A 22,243-nucleotide genomic window follows, 5' to 3' on the forward strand; every position below is an offset into this window, starting at 1 on the left:
GTTGTACTCGGGTACGCGGTTCCATCCGGGATAGTCCGGTGTGGAGGTCGCCACTTCGTGATGCCGTACATAACCCGAAGCCGATAAGGTGGGGATAGGTTAATTCAACGAATACATGGCCTTCCTGCAAGCCTAGCATAGGCCCATGATTTGACGCGATGCGATGACATGACGGCCCAGGCAGCCGCATGGCGGGCTGAAGGAGCGAACGGATGGCGGAGAGTGTCGAGAAACTTCGAGGACGGGATCGTCCGTTCGGCCGAGCAGGTGTCGAGCCAGATTCGCGCCGCGAAGGATGCGATCGCCTCCGTCATCTTCGGCCAGGACCGCGTGATCGAAAACACGCTGGTCACCATCCTCTCCGGCGGCCATGCGCTGCTGATCGGCGTGCCCGGCCTTGCCAAGACCAAGCTGGTCGAGACGCTCGGCGTCACGCTCGGCCTCGATGCCAAGCGCATCCAGTTCACGCCCGATCTGATGCCGTCGGACATTCTCGGCGCCGAGGTGCTGGACGAAACCACCACGGGCAAGCGCGCCTTCCGCTTCATTTCGGGTCCGGTGTTCGCGCAGCTCTTGATGGCCGACGAGATCAACCGCGCCTCGCCGCGCACGCAGTCGGCGCTGCTGCAGGCGATGCAGGAGCAGCACATCACCGTGGCCGGCGCGCGTCACGACCTGCCAAAGCCCTTCCACGTGCTCGCGACGCAAAACCCGCTGGAGCAGGAAGGCACCTATCCGCTGCCCGAAGCGCAGCTCGACCGCTTCCTGATGGAGATCGACGTCGACTATCCCGATCGCGACGCCGAGCGCCGCATCCTGTTCGAGACCACCGGCGCCGAGGAAACGCTGGCGAAGGGATCGATGACTGCGGACGCGCTGATCGCCGCGCAGCGGCTGATCCGACGCCTGCCGGTCGGCGATTCCGTCGTGGAGGCGATCCTGTCGCTGGTGCGCTCGGCCCGTCCGGGTCCCGACGCCGGCGAATCCGGCAAGTTCATCGCCTGGGGCCCCGGCCCGCGCGCCAGCCAATCCCTGATGCTGGCGGTACGCGCGCGTGCGCTGATCGACGGCCGCCTGGCGCCCTCGGTCGACGACGTGCTCGATCTCGCCGAGCCCGTGCTGAAGCACCGCATGGCACTGACCTTCCAGGCGCGCGCCGAGGGCCGCACGATCCCGGACGTGATCCGGCAATTGAAGACACGGATCGGTTGATGGCAGCGGAGAACGGGCACACGGCGAAGGAGGTCATCGCGATCCGACGTGCCGATGGCGAAAGCCGCACGCTCGCAGCGTCCTTGCCGCGCCTGGTGCTCGAAGCCCGCCGTATCGCCGCCAACGTCATCCACGGCCTGCACGGCAGGCGCCGCGCCGGCTCCGGCGAAAATTTCTGGCAATATCGCCGTTTCGTCTCCGGCGAGCCGTCGCAGAACGTCGACTGGCGGCGCTCGGCGCGCGACGACCATCTCTATGTCCGCGAGCTCGAATGGGAAGCCTCGCACACGGTCTGGATCTGGCCCGACCGCTCGCCCTCGATGGCGTTCGCCTCGAAGACCGCGCGCGAGTCCAAGCTCGAGCGCACGCTGATCGTCGCCTTCGCGCTGGCCGAGCTCCTGGTCTCCGGCGGCGAACGCGTCGGGATCCCCGGGCTGATGGCGCCGACGGCGAGCCGCAGCGTCATCGACAAGATGGCGCAGGCGATGCTGCATGACGATGCCGATCGGCCCAGCCTGCCGCCGTCCTTCGTGCCTGCCGCGCTCGCCGAGACCATCGTGCTGTCGGATTTCTGGTCGCCGATCTCCGAGATCAGGACGACTCTCGCAGGGCTGTCCGGCTCGGGCGCGCATGGCACGCTGGTGCAGGTCGTCGATCCCGCCGAAGAGTCGTTTCCCTATTCCGGCCGCGTCGAGTTCGTCGAGCCCGAAGGGTTCGGCGTGATCACCGCCGGCCGCGCCGAGAGCTGGGCGCAGGATTACACCACGCGGCTCGCGCTGCATCGCGACCAGATCCGCGCCGAGACAGGCAAGCTCGACTGGCTGTTCACGACGCACGCCACCGACCGCTCCGCCGCCGAGCTCTTGCTGTTCCTGCATGCCGGCATGCAGGTGAGCAAGTCGGGCGCCCGCACCACGACCATCAAGGCGGGGCCGGCCGCATGATGGGACTGCCGCTCGCCTTCACCCAACCGCTGCTTCTGATCGGCCTCGTCAGCCTGCCGGTGCTGTGGTGGCTGCTGCGCGTGATGCCGCCGCGGCCGCGCCGCATCGAGTTTCCGCCGACCCGCCTGTTGTTCGACATCGCCCCGCGCGAGGAGACGCCCTCGCGGACGCCATGGTGGCTGACCGCGCTGCGGCTGCTTGCGGCGGCGCTGGTGATCTTCGCCGCCGCCGGCCCGATCTGGAATCCGCAGACCGGCCTCGCCGGCAGCAAGGCGCCGCTGATGATCGTGTTCGACGACGGCTGGAGCGCCGCATCGCACTGGGATGTCAGGATCAGGGCCGCCGACGAGTTGATCGCCAACGCCGACAACGACCGTCGCGCCATCGCGCTGGTGCCGCTGTCCGAGCCGAGCCGCGACATCACCCTGATGCCGGCGGGCGCCGCGCGCGTCGCGCTGCGCCAGCTCGCGCCAAAACCCTATTCGGTCGACCGCGTCGACACGCTCGCCGCGATCGACCGCTTCCTGAAAGCCACCGGCGACTGCGAGATCGCCTGGCTGTCGGATGGCGTCGACACCGGCCGCGGCGAGGAATTCGTGGCCGGCCTCGGCAAGACCATCGGCGAGCGCAGCCTGACCATCTTCGATGGCGGCACCCCCTCGCCGCTGGCGCTGGTCGCGGCCGAGAACGCCGCCGCGAAGATGACGGTGAAGGTGCTGCGCACCGACAGCGGCATCGTGGTCGGCACCGTGCGCGCGCTCGACCAGAAGGCCTCGCCGATCGGCGAAGCGCGGTTCTCGTTCGGCCCGCAGGACAAGGAGACCGACGCCGCGTTCGATCTGCCGGTCGAGCTGCGCAACGACATCAGCCGCCTGGAGATCTCGGGCGAGCGTTCCGTCGGCGCGGTGCAGCTGCTCGACAAGCGCTGGCGCCGCCGCGCCATCGGCATCGTCTCGGGCTCGACCAGCGAGACCGCGCAGCCGCTGCTGGCGCCGACCTTCTACCTCGCCCGTGCGCTGACGCCGTTCGCCGACGTCAGGCTCGCCGACAAGGGCTCGCCGCAGCAGGGCATCACACAATTTCTGGACCAGAAGCTGCCGATGATCATCCTCGCCGATGTCGGCACCATCGCGCCGGAGCTGCGCGAGCGCCTCAATGCCTGGATCGACCAGGGTGGCGTCCTGGTGCGGTTCGCAGGTCCCCGGCTGGCGCAGGCCGAGGACGACCTGGTGCCGGTCAAGCTGCGCAAGGGCGGCCGCACGCTCGGCGGCAGCCTGACCTGGGAGAAGCCGCAGCATCTGGCCTCCTTCGCGGGCGACGGCCCGTTCGCCGGCATCGCGGTCCCCAAGGACGTCACCGTCAGCCGCCAGGTGCTGGCCGAGCCCGACGCCGTGCTCGCGACCAAGAGCTGGGCCTCGCTGGAGGACGGCACGCCGCTCGTCACCGGCGAGCATCGCGGCAAGGGGCTGGTCAGCCTGTTCCACGTCAGCGCCGACATGCGCTGGTCGGATCTGCCGATGTCCGGCACCTTCGTCGAGATGCTGCGGCGGGTGGTCGACATGTCCGGCTACACCTCCAAGCCCGGCGCAGGAATTGCCAGCGAAGCGACCACAGAGACGGTGGCGCCGCTGCACATCCTCGACGGCTTCGGCGCCTTCGGCCCGCCGCCGGCGACCGCAAAGCCGCTGCCCGCGGATTACCGCGACCGCGCCACATCAGATCATCCGCCCGGCTTCTATGGCCCGGCCGAAGGACCGCTCGCCGTGAACACGCTTGCTAGCGCCGACCGCATCGCGGCCCTCAACACCACGAGCCTGCGCGCCCGCCACGCGACCTACACCAATGCCGAGCCGCGCGACCTGCGCGGCTGGCTGCTGTCGACGGCGCTGGCGCTGTTCCTGATCGACGCCCTCATCGTCGCGGTGCTCGGCGGCGGGATCGCCGCGCTGCTGCGCCGCCGCGCCGCGCCCGCCATGATCGTGCTCGGCCTGCTGCTCACCACGCTCGCGCCGACGCCGTCACGCGCCGACGGCGCCGCGGACGATTTCGCGATGAAGGCGACGGCGCAAACCCGCCTCGCCTATGTCGTCACGGGCAATGCCGACGTCGATTCCATCGTCAAGGCGGGGATGAACGGGCTGACGCTGTTTTTGGCCCAGCGCACCGCGCTCGAGGCCGGCGATCCCGTCGGGATTGATCCGGCGCGCGACGAGCTCGCCTTCTTCCCGCTGATCTACTGGCCGATCGTGCCGGGCGCGCGAAAGCCGCCGCAGGACGCCATCAACAAGATCGACGCCTACATGAAGCAGGGCGGCACCGTGCTGTTCGACACCCGCGACGCGATCGAAGCCCCGCCCGGCGCGAACGGCGCGGCGCAAACCCCCGCCATGCAGACGCTGCGCGAGATCCTGTCCTCGCTCGATGTGCCCGAGCTCGAGCCGGTGCCGCGCGAGCACGTGCTGACCAAGACCTTCTATCTGCTGCGCGACTTCCCCGGCCGTTTCGTCACCGGCCAGACCTGGGTCGAGACCCTGCCGCGCGACGAGGACGACGACAGCGCGCAGCGGCCGGCGCGCGGCGGCGACGGTGTCTCGCCGATCATCATCACCTCGAACGACCTTGCCGGCGCCTGGGCGGTGCGGCCCGACGGCCAGGCCATGCTGCCGGTGACCGGCGGCGACACCCGCCAGCGCGAATTCGCCTACCGCGCCGGCGCCAACATCGTGATGTACACCCTGACCGGCAATTACAAGGCCGACCAGGTGCACGCACCGGCCCTGATCGAACGGTTGGGGCAATGATGCGGGTAACGCGCTTGATCCACACACTCCGTCATTCCGGGCTGGTCCGAAGGACCAGACCCGGAATCTCGAGATTCTCAGGTGCGCGATTGCGCACCGGAGTTCGATGCTTTGCATCGTCCCGGAATGACGTTGATAGGGTGGTTTAATGAATTACGGCATCGCCTTCACGCCGCTCGTTCCCGCCATCGTGCTGTGGCTCGCGCTCGCCGCGATCGCCGTCGTCGCCATTGTGCTGCTGATTGCTCGCGCGCGCGGCGCTGCCGTGCGCGTGGCCGCGCTGGCGCTGTTCCTGCTGGCGCTCGCCAACCCCTCCTTCACCCGCGAGGAACGCGAGCCCCTCACCTCGGTCGCCGCAATCGTCGTCGACAAGAGCCCGAGCCAGAATTTCGGCAACCGCAATCGCGAGGCCGCAGCTGCGCAGGAAGCGCTGGTCGACAGCCTGAAGAAGATCAAGGGGCTGGAGGTGCGCGTCGTCGATGCCGGACAGGCCGACGGCGAGACCGACGGCACCAGGCTGTTCGGCGCCCTCGCCTCGACCTTGTCGGACGTGCCGGTCGACCGCGTCGCCGGCGCGTTCCTGATCACCGACGGCCGCGTCCACGACATTCCGGCGAACGCCGCCGCGCTCGGCTTCCAGGCGCCGGTGCATGCGCTGATCACCGGCCAGAAGGACGAGCGCGACCGCCGCATCGCGATCACGGCCGCGCCGCGCTTCGGCATCGTCGGGCAGAGCCAGACCATCAGCTACCGCCTCGATGACCAGGGCGTCACCGGCGAGCGTGCCAAGGTCACGATCCGCAGGGACGGCGAGGTCATCAACGAGCGCACGCTCTCGAGCGGCCAGGCCGCGAGCGTCGACGTCGACATCAAGCATGCCGGACCGAACATCGTCGAGATCGAGGCCTCCCCGCTCGAGCGTGAGCTGACGCCGGTGAACAACCGCGCCGTCGTCGCCATCGACGGCGTGCGCGACAAGCTGCGCGTGCTGCTGGTCTCCGGCGAGCCGCATTCCGGCGAGCGCACCTGGCGCAACCTCTTGAAGTCCGACGCCAGCGTCGATCTCGTGCACTTCACCATTCTGCGGCCGCCGGAGAAGCAGGACGGCACGCCGATCAACGAATTGTCGCTGATCGCGTTTCCGACCCGCGAATTGTTCCAGCAGAAGATCAACGAATTCCAGTTGATCATCTTCGACCGCTACGCCCGTCAGGGCGTGCTGCCGATCGCCTATTTCGACAACATCGCGCGCTATGTCCGCTCGGGCGGCGCGGTGCTGGTCTCGGCCGGCCCCGACTACGCCTCCAACACCAGCATCTGGCGCACGCCGCTGGATACGGTGCTGCCGGCCGAACCGGTCGGCGTGACCGAAAAAGCCGTTCTATGCGCATCTGTCCGACCTCGGCAAACGCCACCCCGTCACCCGCGGCCTCGAAGGCTCCGCCTCCGAGCCGCCGCGCTGGAGCCGGTTCTTCCGCACCGTTGATACCCGCAATTCCGTCAACCCACCGGTGATGACGGGTGTCGACGGCAAGCCGCTGTTGTTCCTGTCGCGCTTCGGCGAGGGCCGCGTCGCGCTGCTGCTGTCCGACCACATCTGGCTGTGGGCGCGCGGCTATGAGGGCGGCGGCCCGCATCTGGACCTGCTCCGGCGCATGTCGCACTGGCTGATGAAGCAGCCGGACCTCGACGAGGAGGCGCTGCGCCTCCAGGTGCAGGGCAAGAATCTCGTGGTGGTGCGCCAGACCATGGCGGACAGCGTCCAGCCGGTGAGCGTGACCTCGCCGTCCGGCGTGTCGCAGGATTTGACGCTGAGCGCAGGGGAGCCCGGCGAATGGCGCGCCAGCCTGCCGGCGAGCGAGCTCGGCCTGTGGCAGGCCACCGACGGCACGCTGAAGGCGCTCATCAATGTCGGACCGACCAATCCGAAGGAGTTTTCGGAAGTCACCTCCACGGTCGAGACCTTGAAGCCGCTGACGCAGGCGACCGGCGGCAACGCCGTGCGCGTCGCGAATGGCGCCAGCATCGAGCTGCCGCGCGTCCTCCCGGTGCGTTCGGCCAGCGTCTTTGCCGGCGACGGCTGGATGGGAGTCAGGATGCGCGATGCCAGCGTCGTCAAGGGCGTCGGCGTGCTGCCGATCTTTGCCGGTCTGATCGGCCTGTTGCTGCTGCTCGGCGCGTTTGCAGCGACCTGGGTCCGCGAGGGGCGCTGAACGCTCCGTTGCTCGAACGCCACATCGGCCTGCGACCCGCGCTGCGCGGGTCGAGTGCCGTTGACATCAGCTGACGATTGGAGCGATGTTACATTATAACATCGTGACGCCCCAGGGACTGGGCGCCTCGCGATGTGGGGGTGGCGTTTTCCGATGAAGTGGTTCCGGTCGAATATCAGGCACGGTGCCCGGCTCGCGTTGTTCGCGATGCTGGTGCAGTTCGCGCTGACGTTCGGCCACAGCCATTGGTTCGCTCAGGCCACACCGCTGGCCCAGGCCGCGCTCCACCAAGTCGAGGGCAGCAAGGATCAAGCTGCGGTCGGCCGCGCGGCGGTTCACAAGCAATCGCCGTCAAGCCCCGATCGCGAGCAGCCGGGCGAGGACAATTGCGCGATCTGCGCCGTCGTCGCGATGGCGGGTACGATCCTGTTCGCGACGCCGCCACTGTTGCAGCTGCCGCAGGCGATCGACTTGCTCTATCGCACCACCGATGCCGAATTCCTCCATCTGAAATCGGCCGGCGCGGCGTTTCAGCCGCGCGCCCCTCCCGCCTCCTGACTCCCGACACCACTTGATCACGCCCGCCGTCGCCGCTTTCAGGCGCTCGGCCGGGAAGAGTTGAAGTCGAATTCCGTCGCACCGCGACGGCAGGCCGCCTCCGATCAGCAGACCATCATCCGGACGGCGCCTGACTGGAATCAGGACAATGTCATTCAAATCGCGACGCGTGCAACGACTTGGCGGAGCAAGCCTGCTCCTGCTCGGCGCTGCCGCCACGCCCGCTTTCGCCCAAACGCCTGCGCAAAACCAATCGTCGACCGAGATTCCCGCCGTCACCGTGACGGCGCCAAGCCCGATCGTGCGCAGGGCGGTGGTGCCGTCGCGCAACCCAGGCCGCGGTACACGAACCGCGCGGGTGCGCAGCCGCGAGCAAGCGGCGGAAGCAACGCCGGCAGCTCCGGTGCCTGCCGCGCCTCAGCAAGGCGTGCTGCCTGTTGTGACCGATCAGTTCGCGACTGTCACCGTGGTGCCGAACGAGGAGATCCGGCGCAACGGCGGCGGCACGCTCGGCGATCTCCTGTTCTCCAAGCCCGGCATCACCGGCTCTGAATACGCTCCCGGCGCATCCAGCCGCCCCATCATTCGCGGGCTCGACACCAACCGTGTCGGCATCGTCGAGAACGGCACCGGCAGCAACGGCGCGTCCGATCTCGGCGAGGATCATTTCGTGCCGGTTGATCCGCTGGCAGCCAACCAGGTCGAGGTCATCCGCGGACCGGCGACGCTGCGCTACGGCTCCACCGCGATCGGCGGCGTGGTCAGCGCAACCAACAATCGAATTCCGGATGCCTTGCCATCCTGCGCGGCGCCCTTTGCAACTTACGGACTCCCGACCAAGGCGCCGCTGGCAAACGTGGGATCGCCGGGCTGCATCACCGCGGAAACACGGACGGCCGTGACGTCTGTCGATCGCGGGGCCGAAGGTGCCGTGCTGCTCGACGCCGGCGGCGGTAACTTTGCCATGCACGCCGATGCCTTTGGCCGCAAGGCCGGCGACTACAGCATCCCGAGCTACCCGTTCTTGACCGACCCGACGCTGCCGTTCAACGGTCGCCAGCCGAATTCGGCATCGCAGGCCTACGGCGGATCTGTCGGCGGCTCCTACATCTTCGATGGCGGATACGTTGGCGCGGCGATCACGCAGCACAACGCGCTCTACCACATTCCCGGTATCGAGGGCAGCGAGTTCCTGACGCGGATCGACGGGCGACAAACCAAGTTCACGACAAAAGGCGAATATCGGCCGGACGCTGCGGCCATCGATGCGATCCGGTTCTGGGCTGGGGCCACCGACTATAAACACGATGAGGTCGGGCTCGCCGACTCTGCCGATCTCACCTCCCTCGGCGTGAGACAGACCTTCACCAGCAAGGAACAGGAAGGCCGCGTCGAGGTGCAGCTTGCGCCGTTCGACGTTCGCTTTGCTGCGCTGACCACCGCCGTGGGCGTTCAGGCGTCGCACCAGAAGCTGACCGCGCCGAGTCCGGACGATCCTGGCAGTCCGATCAACGGTCTGTTCGATCCGAACAAGAACACGAAAGTTGCCGGCTACATCTTCAACGAGTTCAAGTTCAACGAAGTGACCAAGGCTCAGATCGCCGGGCGCGTCGAGAGCGCAAGGCTGAGCGGCACGGCGCCAGCCTTCGTCCCCGATGTGTTCGACCTCGCCGTCGATCCGGCCGCGATCGGCCCCGCAACGGCGGTCAACCGCAACTTCACGCCCGTGAGCGGGAGCATCGGCCTGATCCACAACCTTCCGTGGGATCTGGTCGCGAGCATCACCGGCCAATATGTCGAGCGTGCGCCGAAACCGGCGGAATTGTTTTCGCGCGGCGGCCACGATGCCACCACCACGTTCGACATCGGCAATCCCAATCTCGGCATCGAGACGGCCAAGTCGGTCGAGGCGGGACTGCGACGGGCGGTCGGGCCGCTTCGCTTCGAAATCACCGGCTACTACACCAAGTTCAACGGCTTTATCTACCGGCGCCTGACCGGCAACACGTGCGAGGACGGCGCTTGCCAGCTCGGCCCGGGCCTCGAACTGAATCAGGCGGTCTATTCGCAGCGCGACGCTACATTTCGGGGCGGCGAATTCCAGTTCCAGTACGACGTGATGCCGGTCTGGAACGGGATCTGGGGCATCGAGGGTCAATACGACATCGTGCGCGCGACCTTCGACGACGGCACCAGCGTGCCGCGCATTCCACCTCAGCGGCTGGGCGGTGGTGTGTATTATCGCGACGCCGACTGGTTTGCGCGGATCAACCTGCTGCACGCGTTCGCGCAGAACGACATCGCACCGATCGCGGAGACCCCGACGCCTGGCTACAACCTGCTAAGGGCCGAGGTCAGCTACAAGACGAAGCTCGATCAAAGCTGGTTCGGCGCGCGCGAGATGCATGTCGGGCTCGTCGGCAACAACCTGCTGAACGAGAACATCCGCAATGCCGTCTCCTTCAACAAGGACCAGGTGCTGTTGCCCGGCATCGGCGTGCGAGCGTTCGCGAACTTCAAGTTCTAGGCTTGACGTCGGTCGGGGCATGGGCGCCCCGATGCATACCGTCATTGCGAGGAGCCCTTGCGACGAGGCAATTCAGGCTGTCTCTATAGACAGATTCTGGATTTGCTTCCGCCGTCGCAAAGGCTTCGGCGGACAAGTCGCTGCGCTCGCAATGACGAAGTATGAGAGGTGGGCGCTGCTCCTCCAATTGACGGCGGCGCAGCCCGGATGGAGCGCTGCGAGCCGCGCCTGCGTCGCCGAGCCGGCATCGAGCCGCCGCAAGCATGGAGGTAGAAAACGTCCGATCAAGGCGCCCGCAGCCCCGCGCGGCCAGGCCAGACTCGGCGGCCTCTTTGTCGGTTCGGACGGTACAGCAAGACGTGATCGGCAAGTACAACTATTGGCAGCAGAAACAATATGCATCTGGGAGACTTTGATGTAGCTCAACAATCACCTTATCGCTTCGGTGCCAGCTCACTGCTGGCACCCCGCTCTTGAATGGAGGTACGATGCGCACGATCCTTCTCACACTGATGCTCATGGCGCCCATCACCACCGCACATGCTTATGATTATCCTTGGTGCGTCTATGGTGGAGAGCTGGGCCCCTCCGGCGAGTGTCTTTACCGAACGAGAGAGCAGTGTCTGGCTTCGGCATCCGGCCGGTGGAACACGTACTGCGATGTGAACCGGTACGTTCTGTTCCAGCAGCGCGCATTGCAGCCGCCGCCGAAGAAAGCTCCCCGTCATTGAGAGACAATGTGCGGACGGGCGTTCTCTTCTCGATGCTGGAAGAAAGTACTGCTTTTCCGCTGCCAGATCGCGAGCTGCTTTTTGGACAGGCGATGGAGCGCGCTTTGGGTCATCCGCGCCGGCCGAGCCCTGCGGCAGCCCAATCCTAGGCCCGCGCCTTGCTCCAGTCGGGGCCGACCGGGCCCGACACGCCCTCGAAGGCACCGTCGACGAGCTCGAACATCAGGATGCGCGCGGCATCGACCGGGCCCGGCATGGTGACGCGGCCCTTGGGGACCGGCTTGAAGCCGACACGACTGTAGTAGGGCTCGTCGCCGACCAGCAGCACGAGACGGTGGCCTTTCGCCTTCGCGTCCTTCAGCGCACGCTCCATCAGCAGGCGGCCGACCCCGTGGCCGCGGAACGGCGGCTCGACGGTAAGCGGCCCGAGCAGCAGGGCCGGCGTCTCGCCGATCAGGATCGGCAACTGCCGGACCGAGCCGACCAGCAGCGTGCCGATGCGGGCGGTGAAGGACAATTCGAGCAGATGGTCGACGTGCTCGCGAATCCGATAGGCGCTGAGCACGAAACGGCCTGGACCGAAGGTGCGCTCGTGCAGCCGCTCGATCGACTGGGCGTCGCCGGCGGCCTCGGGAAGGACGGTGAGTGAAAGGTCGGTCATGGCAATCGCGGGATAGCATTGGAACGCGGCGCGGTCCATTGGGCAGCGCAGCCGCTCCGGTCCATTTTGGGGCGCCGATCCGGCGGGTGTTCCGAGACGTCAGTCTGCTCGTGTCGAATGACGATCCTCATGCGCAGACACGGCCCGCCCTCACCGCCACGTCGCAATCAGGGGCCTGCCGTCGAGCACTTCCGCGATCCGCAGCCGCGTGCCGGACGTGGTCCCCTCGGGCAGCGCATTGATCGCGAAGAACCCACATTCCACGATCTCGCGGTTGGGTGCGGGCAGCCGGTCCTGGCTGAACTGCCTGACCACGTAGACGGCGACGTGGTCGCGGCGGGAGACGTGGCTGTTGAGGAAGATGCCATGCAGCTCGGCAGCACCGGTGAGGTCGATATCGCCCTCCTCCTTGAGCTCGCGCCGCATCGCCTGTTCCATGGTCTCGCCGTGGTCGACGCCGCCTCCGGGCAGGTACCATCCGCTGACGTAGCTGTGCCTGACCAGGAACACCCGGTTGTCGGCATCCAGCACCACGGCGCGGACGCCGAGCGTCATGCCGCGGACCAGGAGAAAATAGGCATGGAAGAATCGCCGCAGCAGCGGCTCGGCTCTGCGTCGGGCTCGGTTCAGACGCTCTCCCATCAGGCTTCCTCGACGCCGCGGCTCAGGCCGTGCTTGCGCGTTGCTTGCGAGCTTGCCATTACAGCGGAGCAATAGCGAGGCAATCGCGCCCCATGACTCACAACAGGCTGGCTCCCTTCACGCTCGCCCATCTGTCCGATCCGCATCTTGCGCCGCTGCCGAAACCACGGCTGATCGAGCTCGCGGGCAAGCGCGCCTTCGGCTACGTCAACTGGACGCGCAATCGCCACAAGTACCAGCGCCGCGAGGTGCTCGACGCGCTGGTCGCGGACATGAAGGCGCAGGCTCCCGACCACATCGCGGTGACGGGCGACCTCGTCAACCTCGCGCTGGAAGCCGAGTTCGCGCCTGCCCGCGCCTGGCTCGACGATGTCGGCCCGCCCGACCGCGTCACAGCGATTCCCGGCAATCACGACGCCTATGTCCGAGCCACCTCGCACCGCTTCGGCGAGACCTTTGCGCCCTATCTTACGGGCGACGACGGCCGCATCGGTTTTCCCTCGGTGCGCCGACGCGGGCCGCTCGCGCTGATCAGCCTGTCGACGGCGGTGCCGACGCTGCCGCTGATGGCAACGGGCACGCTCGGACGCGATCAGCTCGCCTCGCTCGAAGCGGTCCTGGAACGGCTCGCGACCGAGGACGTCTTCCGCGTGCTGCTGGTGCATCATCCCCTGAAATCCGACGCCCGTCAGAAGCGGATGACGGACGCGCCCGCGCTGCTCAAGTTGCTCAAGCGGCACGGCGTCGAGCTGATCCTGCACGGGCACGACCACGTTCATTCGACCGTGTGGGTCGAGGGTCCCAACGGCGACATTCCCGCGCTCGGCGTGCCCTCGGCCTCCGCGCTTGCGCACGGACGCTATCCGGCGGCGGCGTATAATCTGCTCCGTATCGGGAAGGACAATGCCGGCTGGCGCTGCGAGCAGACGGTGCGGAGCCTGGGGGCGGGGTTTCAGGTCGGGCAGATCAAGCATGTGAGGTTGATTTAGAACTGGCGGTCCTTCCGGGGCGGCTCAAAGAGCCGAGCCCGGAATCTCGAGATTCCGGGTTCGCGCTTCGCACGCCCCGGAATGACGGCGGAGGATGCCTCACCAGCTCCGCAAGGCCGCCAGCACCGCGACGCCGAACAGCGCGGCCGCACCTAGCACGAAGCCGAACACGAACGGCCAGAAGCGCGAGCGGCGCGGTGGCGCGACGACCGGTGCCTGCGGCTCGGGAGGAACGACCATGGCCCGCTCGCGCTCGACCATGCGGCGCGCGACATAGTCAGTGACGGCCTCGACGATTGCCGCGGTGTCGTGCGATTCGGCGAGCACGATGCGGCCGAAACGGGTGTCCTGGACGAAGCGGTACATCCGCTTGTCGCGCCCCATCACGATGTGGGCGACGACGTCGATCCAGAGCCTCGGCGTATCGCCCTGGCTGACGCCGCGGTCGAACAGGTCGATCTGATCAGGCACCTGCGCGAACAGGGGATCGAGCGCATCATTGAGGATCTCGAGCCGCGCCACCTCGGCGTCCCGGAGATCGACGACGACGCCGGTCCGGTCGGCGGCCTCGATCCGCGCGCGCAGCAGCGCATCGCGCAGCCGCACCGGGCGCGGCTGGCCGGGATGGGTCCCGCTGGTCTCGGGCTCTGACATTGTCGGCCTCGTCCTCGACTTATCGTCTTTAACCTATCAGCAACCAAACCCTCCGCAAAGACCTACAATTCCAGCTACTTACGACGCCCACAGCCGTTTGACCTGTGCCAAAAACAGACGATCCCACCCAGGCAGGGCCTGGATGGGACCGTCCGTCCTTGGACGTCTTCTTAAGTGAGGGCGATCAGGCCGAGACCCGCGAGGGCTCTTCCACGATCGAGAAGCGGACGCCGGCCTTGTGGCGGCTCTCTTCCGAGACTTCCTTCCAGCAGTCCTCGGCTTCCTTGCGGGTCTTGAACGGACCCTTGACCTGGGCGGAGCCTTCCACGAGCTTGTGGAAGTTCATCGAGCCGAACTCGCCGCCGATCACCCAGAAATTGCTGCCTTTGGTCATTGTCAGTCTCCTGTCGAATGGCGTGATGGGTTAGCCGAACTGGTTCATCGTGTTGTGGGCACCGCCCGCCTTCAGGGCGGCTTCACCCGCGAAGTACTCCTTGTGGTCGTCGCCGATGTCGGAGCCGGCCATGTTCTGGTGCTTCACGCAGGCGATGCCCTGACGGATCTCGGCGCGCTGGACGTTCTTGACGTAGCCCAGCATGCCCTGCTCGCCGAAATATTCGCGAGCGAGATTGTCGGTGGAGAGCGCCGCCGTGTGATAGGTCGGCAACGTGATCAGGTGGTGGAAGATGCCGGCACGCTTGGCCGAATCCGCCTGGAAGGTACGGATGCGCTCGTCGGCTTCCTGCGCCAGCGGCGTCTCGTCGTACTCCGCCTTCATCAGCTCGGCACGGTTGTACTTGCTGACGTCCTTGCCGGCGTCCTTCCAGGCATCATAGACCTGCCAGCGGAAGTTGAGGGTCCAGTTGAAGGACGGCGAGTTGTTGTAGGCGAGCTTGGCGTTCGGCACGACCTTGCGGATGCGGTCGACCATGCTGGCGATCTGCTCGATATGCGGCTTCTCGGTCTCGATCCAGAGCAGGTCGGCGCCGTTCTGCAGCGAGGTGATGCAGTCGAGCACGCAGCGGTCCGCGCCGGTGCCGGGGCGGAACTGGTAGAGGTTCGAGGGCAGCCGCTTCGGACGCATCATCTTGCCGTTGCGGTTGATGATGACGTCGCCGTTGCGAGCGTTCTCCGCGGTGATTTCCTCGCAATCGAGGAAGCTGTTGTACTGGTCGCCGATGTCACCGGGCTTGTGGCTGACGGCGATCTGCTGCGTCAGGCCGGCGCCGAGCGAGTCGGTGCGGGTCACGATGATGCCGTCTTCGACGCCGAGCTCGAGGAAGGCATGGCGGCAGGCGCGGATCTTCGCGAGGAAGACCTCGTGCGGCACGGTGACCTTGCCGTCCTGGTGGCCGCACTGCTTCTCGTCCGAGACCTGGTTCTCGATCTGCAGGGCGCAGGCGCCCGCCTCGATCATCTTCTTGGCGAGCAGATAGGTCGCTTCCGCGTTGCCGAAACCGGCATCGATGTCGGCGATGACGGGGACGACATGGGTCTGGAAGTTGTCGATCTTCTCGATCAGCTCCTTCTCGCGGGTCTTGTCGCCTTCCTTGCGCGCCTTGTCGAGCAGACGGAAGATGTCGTTGAGCTCACGGGAGTCCGCCTGACGCAGGAAGGTGTAGAGCTCCTCGATCAGCGCCGGCACCGAGGTCTTCTCGTGCATCGACTGGTCGGGCAGCGGGCCGAACTCGGAGCGCAGCGCCGCGATCATCCAGCCGGAGAGGTACAGATAAGTGCGATCGGTCTTGCCGCCGAAATGCTTCTTGACCGAGATCAGCTTCTGCTGGGCGATGAAGCCGTGCCAGCAGCCCAGCGACTGGGTGTACTTGGTCGGGTCCTTGTCATAGGCCGCCATGTCGGCGCGCATCAGCGCCGCGGTGTAGCGGGCGACGTCGAGGCCGGTCTTGAAGCGGTTCTGCAGGCGCATGCGGGCGACGGCCTCGGCCGACACGCCGTTCCAGGTCGGCTGGGTCTCGAGGAGCGCCTGGGCTGCCTTGACCTCGTCCTGATACGAGGACGGGCCCTGGAGGGAGCTGATGCCGCGCGGCTGGTAGTTCATGTGCCTGTTCCTTTTCGCTGACGATGGCGATGGCGAGCCATCGACATTCTTGACACTGCATTGCGAGATGCGTGTCAGAGCTAAACGCGAAAACAGAAACTTCGTACAGGTGGCTTGTTTTATATTGGTGATGTCATGTAACATCAGAACATGTAATAGATGTTATTTTGTAAAGTTTGTAAATATTAGGTCAGTAAGACTGCCCTGATGCAGATGGAGATCGCAGGATATGGCCGCCGAGTCCGGCAAGAAACTGTTCGTCGGCCCGCGTTTCCGGAGGATCCGGCAGCAATTGGGGCTGTCGCAGACCCAGATCGCCGAGGGGCTCGGAATCTCGCCGAGCTATGTCAACCTGATCGAGCGCAACCAGCGCCCGGTGACGGCGCAGATCCTGCTGCGGCTGGCCGAGACCTACGACCTCGATCTGCGCGATCTCGCCACCGCCGACGAGGACCGCTTTTTCGCCGAGCTGAACGAGATCTTCTCCGATCCCCTGTTCCGCCAGATCGACGTGCCCAAGCAGGAGCTGCGCGATCTCGCCGAGCTCTGTCCCGGCGTCACCCATGCGCTGCAGCGGCTCTACGCGGCCTATACCGAGGCGCGCCAGGGCGAGACGCTGGCCGCCGCCCAGATGGCCGACCGCGACGTCGGCACGCGCTATGAGGCCAATCCGGTCGAGCGCGTGCGCGAGCTGATCGAGGCCAATCGCAACTATTTTCCGGAGCTGGAGCAGGCCGCGGAGAATCTCCGCGACGAGCTGAACGTGCCGGCCGAAGGGCTCTACGCGGCGCTGGCCGCGCGGCTGCGGGAAAAGCATTCGATCCAGACCCGCATCATGCCCGTCGACGTGATGCGCGAGACGCTCCGGCGTTTCGATCGCCACCGCCGCCAATTGCTGATCTCGGAGCTGGTCGACCCGCCGGGCCGCGCCTTCCAGCTCGCCTTCCAGCTGGGCCTGGGCGAATGCACGCAGGCCCTGGAGAGCATCATCGGCCGTGCCGGACCGCTCGACGACGCGCCGCGCCGGCTGTTCCGCATCACGCTCGGCAATTACTTTGCAGCGGCGGTGATGATGCCCTACCCGGCTTTTCTCGCCGCGGCCGAAGCGCTCAATTACGACATCCACGTGCTGGCGCAGCGCTTCAATTCCGGCTTCGAGCAGGTCTGCCATCGCCTCACCACCCTGCAGCGGCCGAACGCGCGCGGCATTCCGTTCTTCCTGCTGCGCGTCGACAATGCCGGCAACGTCTCCAAGCGCTTCTCCTCCGGCACCTTCCCGTTCTCCAAGTTCGGCGGCACCTGCCCGCTGTGGAACGTGCACTCGACCTTCGACACGCCGGATCGCCTGCTCAAGCAAGTGATCGAGCTGCCCGACGGCACGCGCTATTTCTCGATCGCACAGATGGTGCGCCGCCCGGTCGCGCCGCATCCGCTGCCGCAACCTCGCTTCGCCATCGGCCTCGGCTGCGAGATCCGTCACGCCGCGCGCCTGACCTACGCCGCCGGCATCGACCTGGAGAAGACCGAGGGAACGCCGATCGGCGTCAACTGCCGCCTGTGCGAGCGCGAAAACTGCGCCCAGCGCGCCGAGCCGCCGATCACGCGCACGCTGATCCTGGACGAGACGACGCGGCGGGTGTCGAGCTTCGCGTTCTCGAATGCACGGGAATTGTGAGGGTATTCAGCTCTCGTGTCCCGGACGCGCTGCAGCGCTCTTGCGCTGCTGCGCAGAGCCGGGACCCAGCGAGCCACGCACTCCGCACCATGGGCCTCGGCTCTGCAGCGCACCGCACCGGACGATGCTTCGCATCGCCGGGGGCGCTGCGCTGCGTCCGGGGCACGACACTATCGTCCCCTACGCCAGCGTATGCACGATCACCGGCCCCGCCACGGCGCGCGCGTCGCCGGCCAGCAGCGGGCCCAGGTTCTTCTCGATCCAGGCGATCGCGCGCCGGTTCGCCTCCTCGGCCTGCTCGAACTTGTCGAAGATCGAGATCGCAGTGACCGTGTCGTCGCCGGCATAGACGACGTAGTAGGCGCGAAAACCATCGACGTCGCTGATGATCGGCACGGCGCCGTCCTTGATGCGGCGCGCCAACTCTTCCGCGCTCCCGCTTTTTGCCTTGGCCTGACGGATGGCGGCATACATGGCATCCTCCTCCGGCTATCTGGACTTTGGGCCTGTGACCCGGAGCGGATGATACGCCCATGCAGGCGGCCGATCCACGCTTGGTTAACCCCGCGCTAATCCGCGCGCACGTTCTGCAACCAGCGGTTAAGCACGCCTCAACATCGGTGCCTTAGTCTTGCCCCACTCACTTTTCGCAAACAACGGCGGCCTATTCTGCCGGGTGAAGTGACATCAGGGGGTTTCATCATGCGCATTGCGTTGCTGCTGACCGCAACCATCGTCGGCGCGCTCTTCGCCAGTCCGTCCCGCGCCGGATCGCTCGATGCCGACGCGGCGCAGCCGCTGCCGCCGGGCTTCCAGAGCTATCGCGGCTACATGTTCGACCTGTCGGAGAATTCCGAGCGCAAGGACGTCGACAAGCTCACCGACAATCTGAAGCAGCAGATCGACCTCGTCGAAGGCGCCGGCCTGTCGCCGCGCGTGTTGCGCTTCTTCCATACCGTGCCGATCGTCGCGAGCGAGCTGGCTTGCCTCGACGAAGGCGCCGCGACCGCGTGCTACGGCCGGGTCACGCCGGACATCCGCCGCACCGCGCCGCGGACGCTCACGGTGTGGGATCCGAACAAGCAGCGCTGGACCAATCCGAACGCCGTCGACCTCGCGGTCGATTCGGGGCTCGGCGTGATCATGCTGCGCCCGGACATGATGCGCTACGAAAAGGAGGCCGTGCTGCTGCACGAGCTGCTTCACGCCTATCATGCGCGGCTGCTGCCGGACGGCTATGCCAACAAGGGCGTGATCGCCTATTACGCCCTGGCCAAGTCCAAGGACCTGCTGCCCAAGGACACCTATGCGATGAAGAATCCCATGGAGTTCTTCGCGGTGACCGCCAGCATTTTCCTGGCCGGCAAGAGCGAATTCCACGACCCGAAGTCGCGCGAGGCGCTCAAGGAGAAGATGCCGGACTATTACAAATATCTGGTCGGCGTGTTCGGCTTCGATCCCGAGCCGGCGGCGGCGAATGGTGCGGTTGCCTCGCTGAAGTGAGGCGGCTCGCCGAAACGTCGAAAAAGCCGCGCGGCATGCGCGGCTTTTTCAGTTTTGGCCCGCTGGAAGCTGCGGATGACGCACAGCCGGGAATTGCCAAGGCGGGGCCCGATCTGCATAGTCCGGCCCGCATCGATAGCGCTTTTCGAAGGGGATGAGAGAACATGGCGGACGCCGACCTGGATGTCGTGATCCGGCAACTGGCCAGACAGCTGCATACGGGCCTGATGACCCGCGCCAAGGAGCGGCGGGATCGCCTCAACGGCCTGGCTGCCAAGGCCAAGAGCAAGGAGACCGCCGACCGCTTCAAGATGATGGCCAAGGCCACCCTGGAGCAGGCCACGGCCGCCGCCAAGCGCCTCCAGATGTCCGCCGACAACGTCGCCGACAGCTACGCACGGTCGATGCGCCTGGCCGCCAGCACGCCTGTTACGGTGAAGGCGGAGAAGGCAAAGAACGAGAAGCCGGCGAAGAAGGCCGCGAAGAAAGCCAAAGCGAAAAAGAAGACGTAGCCGTTGCTCTTCCCTGATCGCCGCCGCGGGCTTGGCGATCTGGAGGCTCGCGGGCTTGTCTGCCTTGTCATCTCCGGCTTGATCGGATCGCCGCGTTTGTCTTTCGCGCCACGCTCGCGCGCGCCCGCCGCAATCGGGCGACCGCGACTCGGGGATGCCTCCAGCCCTAGGATGCGCTGCTCAAACACAGTCGAGCGACATTCCTCACATGTATTGCCTCACACTTTGGAGAAATCGCTCTTTCTCGCCGGGCGCATAACCTTGGGAGGCCCCATAATAGGGTTCATTGAACTGGTTATAGGGTGCAGCCCGGTAATGGATCGGCGGCCTCGGTGGCGCGTAGGTCTGGCGATGATGACGCCGAGAGTTTCCTCTCGCCGCCGGCCCGGCGTAGTAGGGATTGAGGACGCACATCTGACCGTTTGCCGACGCCCTGCATTGGTCCATCGTCGTGAAGCTGCATCGATAGTAAGGGGTCATTCCGAAAGAAACGACGTACAAGCAAACCGGAAAAGCCGGGTCATATCTTTGGGCCCGAGCCTGCCCCGCTGTCAGGGCAATAGTCACGGTCAAGATCGTCAAAGCCCATTTGCACATTGGAAGCTCCTCCAGGGGTGCACGACATGGATGTACTCTGGCCCCGGCCAGTCTTGATCCAACTCAACACTAGTTGAATTGGTTCATACGCGCAGCGGGCAGCCGCGACAGTCCGCTTTGCGCAATCCCCCGCCCGGCTTGCCGCTATGCGGCAAGCCACCTGTCCTAAAGACGAGAGGCGCCGCAGCGAATGCCGGGCCGGATCCTCATTTTCGCGGCGCGGCCACCAGTGTCGGCTCGGCGCTCGCGAGTTCGGCGAGCTTGGCGCGCGCCGCTTCGCGCGCGCGGCTGTCCTTGCGGGCGGGCAGCGCCAGCGCCGCCTCGAAATCGGCGCGCGCGTCATCGGCCTGACCGCGGGCCAGGAACGCCAAGCCGCGGGCGAGACGGGCCTCGGCATCCCTGGGATCGAGCCGGACCGCCGTGTTGTAGCTCAGGATGGCGCGATCGAGATCACCGATGGCGGCGAGCGCGAGACCGCGCTGGTGATAGGGCGCAGCGAGCTTGGGATCATGCGCGATCGCCTCGTCATAATCGGCGATGGCGAGCTCGAACTCGCCGTTCTGGCGGCGTGCGAGCGCGCGGTCGCGATAGAGCGCAGCGCGATTGGGATTGAGGTCAATGGCCTCGCTGAAGTCGGCGATTGCCCGCCTGACGTCGCCATGACGCAACGCGATCCGTCCGCGCCCTTCATAGGCAAAGGCGATCAGCGAGCCGCGCAGCGGCGAGAAGCCGATCACGGCCGAGCAGATGTCGGGATCGTCCTCGTCACCGCAATTGACCACCATGTGCGTGGACAGGCCGACGAGCACACCGAGGACGATCAGCAATGGCACGGCAGTTCTGGTCATCTTCGACGGCGGCCAGCACTGGGCCGGCCACGCATCCCCTTTCGAAGAAAGCATCATCTGCGCGTGTTAGCATCGGCTCCGGCGATCCTGTGTGCGCCAGGTCACAAAGCCGGCCTCGATCCTGGCCGGTTCCGTCAGCCCCAAGGGCCGCGCGAAGGGCCGCGGGAAGGACCGCGCCAGGATGAGCGCCCCCACGGGCTGCGAGGGGGATAGTTCTCGTTGGCGCCGACCGACGGCGCGGCCCGCGTGCCGAGCTCGGCCGCCAGCTGCTGAAGTGCAGCGATGCGGTTCTGCGTCGACGGATGGGTGGCGAACAGATTGTCCACGCCATGACCCGACAGCGGATTGATGATGAACATGTGCGCGGTCGCAGGGTTGCGCTCGGCCTCGTAGTTCGTGACCTGATGCGCGGCGCCCTCGATCTTCACCAGCGCGGAGGCCAGCCACATCGGCTGTCCCGCGATCCGCGCACCGAGGTTGTCCGCGGCGTATTCACGGGTGCGGCTGATCGCCATCTGCACCAGCATGGCGCCGAGCGGGGCGAGGATCATCATCAGGATCGAGCCAACGATGCCGAGGCCATTGTTGTTCTCGCGATTGCCGCCGAAGAACATGCCGAACTGCGCCAGCATCGAGATCGCGCCGGCGATGGTCGCGGTAACAGTCATCAGCAGCGTGTCGTGATTCTTGATATGGGCGAGCTCGTGCGCGATCACGCCGGCGAGCTCCTCGCGGCTGAGCTGGCGCATCAGGCCGGTGGTGACGGCAACCGCGGCATTTTGCGGATTTCGTCCGGTCGCGAACGCGTTGGGCTGCGGCTCATCCATCAGGAAGACCCGCGGCATCGGCAGGTCGGCACGGCCCGCAAGCTCGGCGACGAGCCCGACCAGCTCCGGCGCGCTCGAACGGTCGACCTCATGGGCACCGTACATCGACAGCACCATGCGGTCGGAGTTCCAGTAGGTGAAGAGATTGGTCGCCGCGGCGATGACCAGCGCGATCACGGCGCCTGAGGCGCCGCCGATCAGATAGCCGACGCCCATGAACAGGGCGGTCAGGCCTGCGAGCAGAATTGCGGTACGAAGATAGTTCATGGCCGTCTCCCAGAGCCGGCCGC

At 66.3% G+C, this 22,243-nt stretch carries 18 protein-coding genes and 2 pseudogenes; 11 read left to right on the top strand and 9 right to left on the bottom strand.

Annotation, left to right across the window (positions count from 1 at the left end; genetic code table 11):
* Nucleotides 1-212: 212 nt before the first annotated feature.
* From ACETMP_RS15400 to ACETMP_RS15430, 7 genes and pseudogenes are all read left to right on the top strand, one after another.
* Nucleotides 213-1,212 (top strand): annotated as a pseudogene (locus tag ACETMP_RS15400) (AAA family ATPase).
* Nucleotides 1,212-2,156, top strand: coding sequence for a DUF58 domain-containing protein (locus ACETMP_RS15405; protein WP_375161588.1), 945 nt, complete (start codon nucleotides 1,212-1,214; stop codon nucleotides 2,154-2,156). Before ACETMP_RS15400 ends, ACETMP_RS15405 begins: the two are co-directional and overlap by 1 nt.
* Nucleotides 2,153-4,957, top strand: a complete 2,805-nt coding sequence (locus ACETMP_RS15410; RefSeq protein WP_375161589.1) for a DUF4159 domain-containing protein — start codon at nucleotides 2,153-2,155, stop codon at nucleotides 4,955-4,957. Before ACETMP_RS15405 ends, ACETMP_RS15410 begins: the two co-directional genes overlap by 4 nt.
* 148 nt (nucleotides 4,958-5,105) lie before the next feature.
* Nucleotides 5,106-7,170, top strand: a pseudogene (locus tag ACETMP_RS15415) (hypothetical protein).
* Nucleotides 7,171-7,323: 153 nt separating this feature from the next.
* On the top strand, nucleotides 7,324-7,728 hold the full coding sequence (locus ACETMP_RS15420; protein WP_375161590.1) for a DUF2946 family protein: 405 nt from the start codon (nucleotides 7,324-7,326) through the stop codon (nucleotides 7,726-7,728).
* Nucleotides 7,729-7,876: 148 nt separating this feature from the next.
* Nucleotides 7,877-10,255, top strand: a complete 2,379-nt coding sequence (locus ACETMP_RS15425) for a TonB-dependent receptor (RefSeq protein WP_375161591.1) — start codon at nucleotides 7,877-7,879, stop codon at nucleotides 10,253-10,255.
* Nucleotides 10,256-10,773: 518 nt separating this feature from the next.
* Nucleotides 10,774-10,986, top strand: a complete 213-nt coding sequence (locus ACETMP_RS15430; RefSeq protein ID WP_375161915.1) for a DUF3551 domain-containing protein — start codon at nucleotides 10,774-10,776, stop codon at nucleotides 10,984-10,986.
* 145 nt (nucleotides 10,987-11,131) lie between these two features.
* Here ACETMP_RS15430 and ACETMP_RS15435 read toward each other — a convergent pair whose 3' ends face one another.
* The gene (locus ACETMP_RS15435) at nucleotides 11,132-11,647 is read right to left on the bottom strand and encodes a GNAT family N-acetyltransferase (protein WP_375161592.1); all 516 of its coding nucleotides are present in this window, start codon (nucleotides 11,645-11,647) and stop codon (nucleotides 11,132-11,134) included.
* 150 nt (nucleotides 11,648-11,797) lie between these two features.
* Nucleotides 11,798-12,289 (bottom strand): NUDIX domain-containing protein, encoded by a 492-nt coding sequence (locus ACETMP_RS15440; protein ID WP_375161593.1) that lies wholly within the window; start codon nucleotides 12,287-12,289, stop codon nucleotides 11,798-11,800.
* A gap of 107 nt (nucleotides 12,290-12,396) precedes the next feature.
* Between ACETMP_RS15440 and ACETMP_RS15445 the strand changes: the two genes are divergently transcribed.
* On the top strand, nucleotides 12,397-13,278 hold the full coding sequence (locus tag ACETMP_RS15445) for a metallophosphoesterase family protein (RefSeq protein WP_375161916.1): 882 nt from the start codon (nucleotides 12,397-12,399) through the stop codon (nucleotides 13,276-13,278).
* A 99-nt stretch (nucleotides 13,279-13,377) separates the two neighbouring features.
* On the opposite strand, the gene ACETMP_RS15450 is transcribed toward ACETMP_RS15445, so the two are convergent.
* From ACETMP_RS15450 to ACETMP_RS15460, 3 genes are all read right to left on the bottom strand, one after another.
* Nucleotides 13,378-13,932 (bottom strand): hypothetical protein, encoded by a 555-nt coding sequence (locus tag ACETMP_RS15450; RefSeq protein ID WP_257176165.1) that lies wholly within the window; start codon nucleotides 13,930-13,932, stop codon nucleotides 13,378-13,380.
* 184 nt (nucleotides 13,933-14,116) lie between these two features.
* On the bottom strand, nucleotides 14,117-14,326 hold the full coding sequence (locus ACETMP_RS15455; protein WP_028134831.1) for a hypothetical protein: 210 nt from the start codon (nucleotides 14,324-14,326) through the stop codon (nucleotides 14,117-14,119).
* A gap of 30 nt (nucleotides 14,327-14,356) precedes the next feature.
* Entirely contained in the window at nucleotides 14,357-15,991 is a 1,635-nt protein-coding gene (locus tag ACETMP_RS15460; RefSeq protein ID WP_028134830.1) for an isocitrate lyase, read from the bottom strand.
* Between the two features lie 229 nt (nucleotides 15,992-16,220).
* Between ACETMP_RS15460 and ACETMP_RS15465 the strand changes: the two genes are divergently transcribed.
* The gene (locus tag ACETMP_RS15465; RefSeq protein WP_257176166.1) at nucleotides 16,221-17,666 is read left to right on the top strand and encodes a short-chain fatty acyl-CoA regulator family protein; all 1,446 of its coding nucleotides are present in this window, start codon (nucleotides 16,221-16,223) and stop codon (nucleotides 17,664-17,666) included.
* Between the two features lie 180 nt (nucleotides 17,667-17,846).
* Here the strand turns inward: ACETMP_RS15465 and ACETMP_RS15470 are convergent, their stop codons facing one another.
* Nucleotides 17,847-18,140, bottom strand: a complete 294-nt coding sequence (locus ACETMP_RS15470) for an antibiotic biosynthesis monooxygenase (RefSeq protein ID WP_035676462.1) — start codon at nucleotides 18,138-18,140, stop codon at nucleotides 17,847-17,849.
* A gap of 228 nt (nucleotides 18,141-18,368) precedes the next feature.
* On the opposite strand from ACETMP_RS15470, the gene ACETMP_RS15475 reads away from it, so the two are divergent.
* Both ACETMP_RS15475 and ACETMP_RS15480 read left to right on the top strand, forming a co-directional pair.
* Complete coding sequence (locus tag ACETMP_RS15475) at nucleotides 18,369-19,169, top strand: hypothetical protein (protein ID WP_375161594.1); 801 nt, start codon at nucleotides 18,369-18,371, stop codon at nucleotides 19,167-19,169.
* Between the two features lie 164 nt (nucleotides 19,170-19,333).
* Nucleotides 19,334-19,681, top strand: a complete 348-nt coding sequence (locus ACETMP_RS15480) for a hypothetical protein (protein ID WP_375161595.1) — start codon at nucleotides 19,334-19,336, stop codon at nucleotides 19,679-19,681.
* A gap of 204 nt (nucleotides 19,682-19,885) precedes the next feature.
* Here ACETMP_RS15480 and ACETMP_RS15485 read toward each other — a convergent pair whose 3' ends face one another.
* The 3 genes from ACETMP_RS15485 to htpX form a co-directional block, all read right to left on the bottom strand.
* Nucleotides 19,886-20,278 carry a DUF3551 domain-containing protein gene (locus ACETMP_RS15485; RefSeq protein WP_375161596.1) on the bottom strand — a complete coding sequence of 131 codons (393 nt, stop codon included), beginning with the start codon at nucleotides 20,276-20,278 and terminating at the stop codon, nucleotides 19,886-19,888.
* 206 nt (nucleotides 20,279-20,484) lie between these two features.
* Nucleotides 20,485-21,126 (bottom strand): tetratricopeptide repeat protein, encoded by a 642-nt coding sequence (locus ACETMP_RS15490; protein WP_375161597.1) that lies wholly within the window; start codon nucleotides 21,124-21,126, stop codon nucleotides 20,485-20,487.
* Between the two features lie 134 nt (nucleotides 21,127-21,260).
* A complete protein-coding gene (gene htpX, locus ACETMP_RS15495; RefSeq protein ID WP_375161598.1) occupies nucleotides 21,261-22,220 on the bottom strand; it encodes a zinc metalloprotease HtpX in 960 nt (319 codons plus the stop codon).
* Nucleotides 22,221-22,243 lie beyond the last annotated feature (23 nt).

Source organism: Bradyrhizobium dasycarpum (genome assembly GCF_042019905.1).
GTDB lineage: Bacteria > Pseudomonadota > Alphaproteobacteria > Rhizobiales > Xanthobacteraceae > Bradyrhizobium > Bradyrhizobium japonicum_B.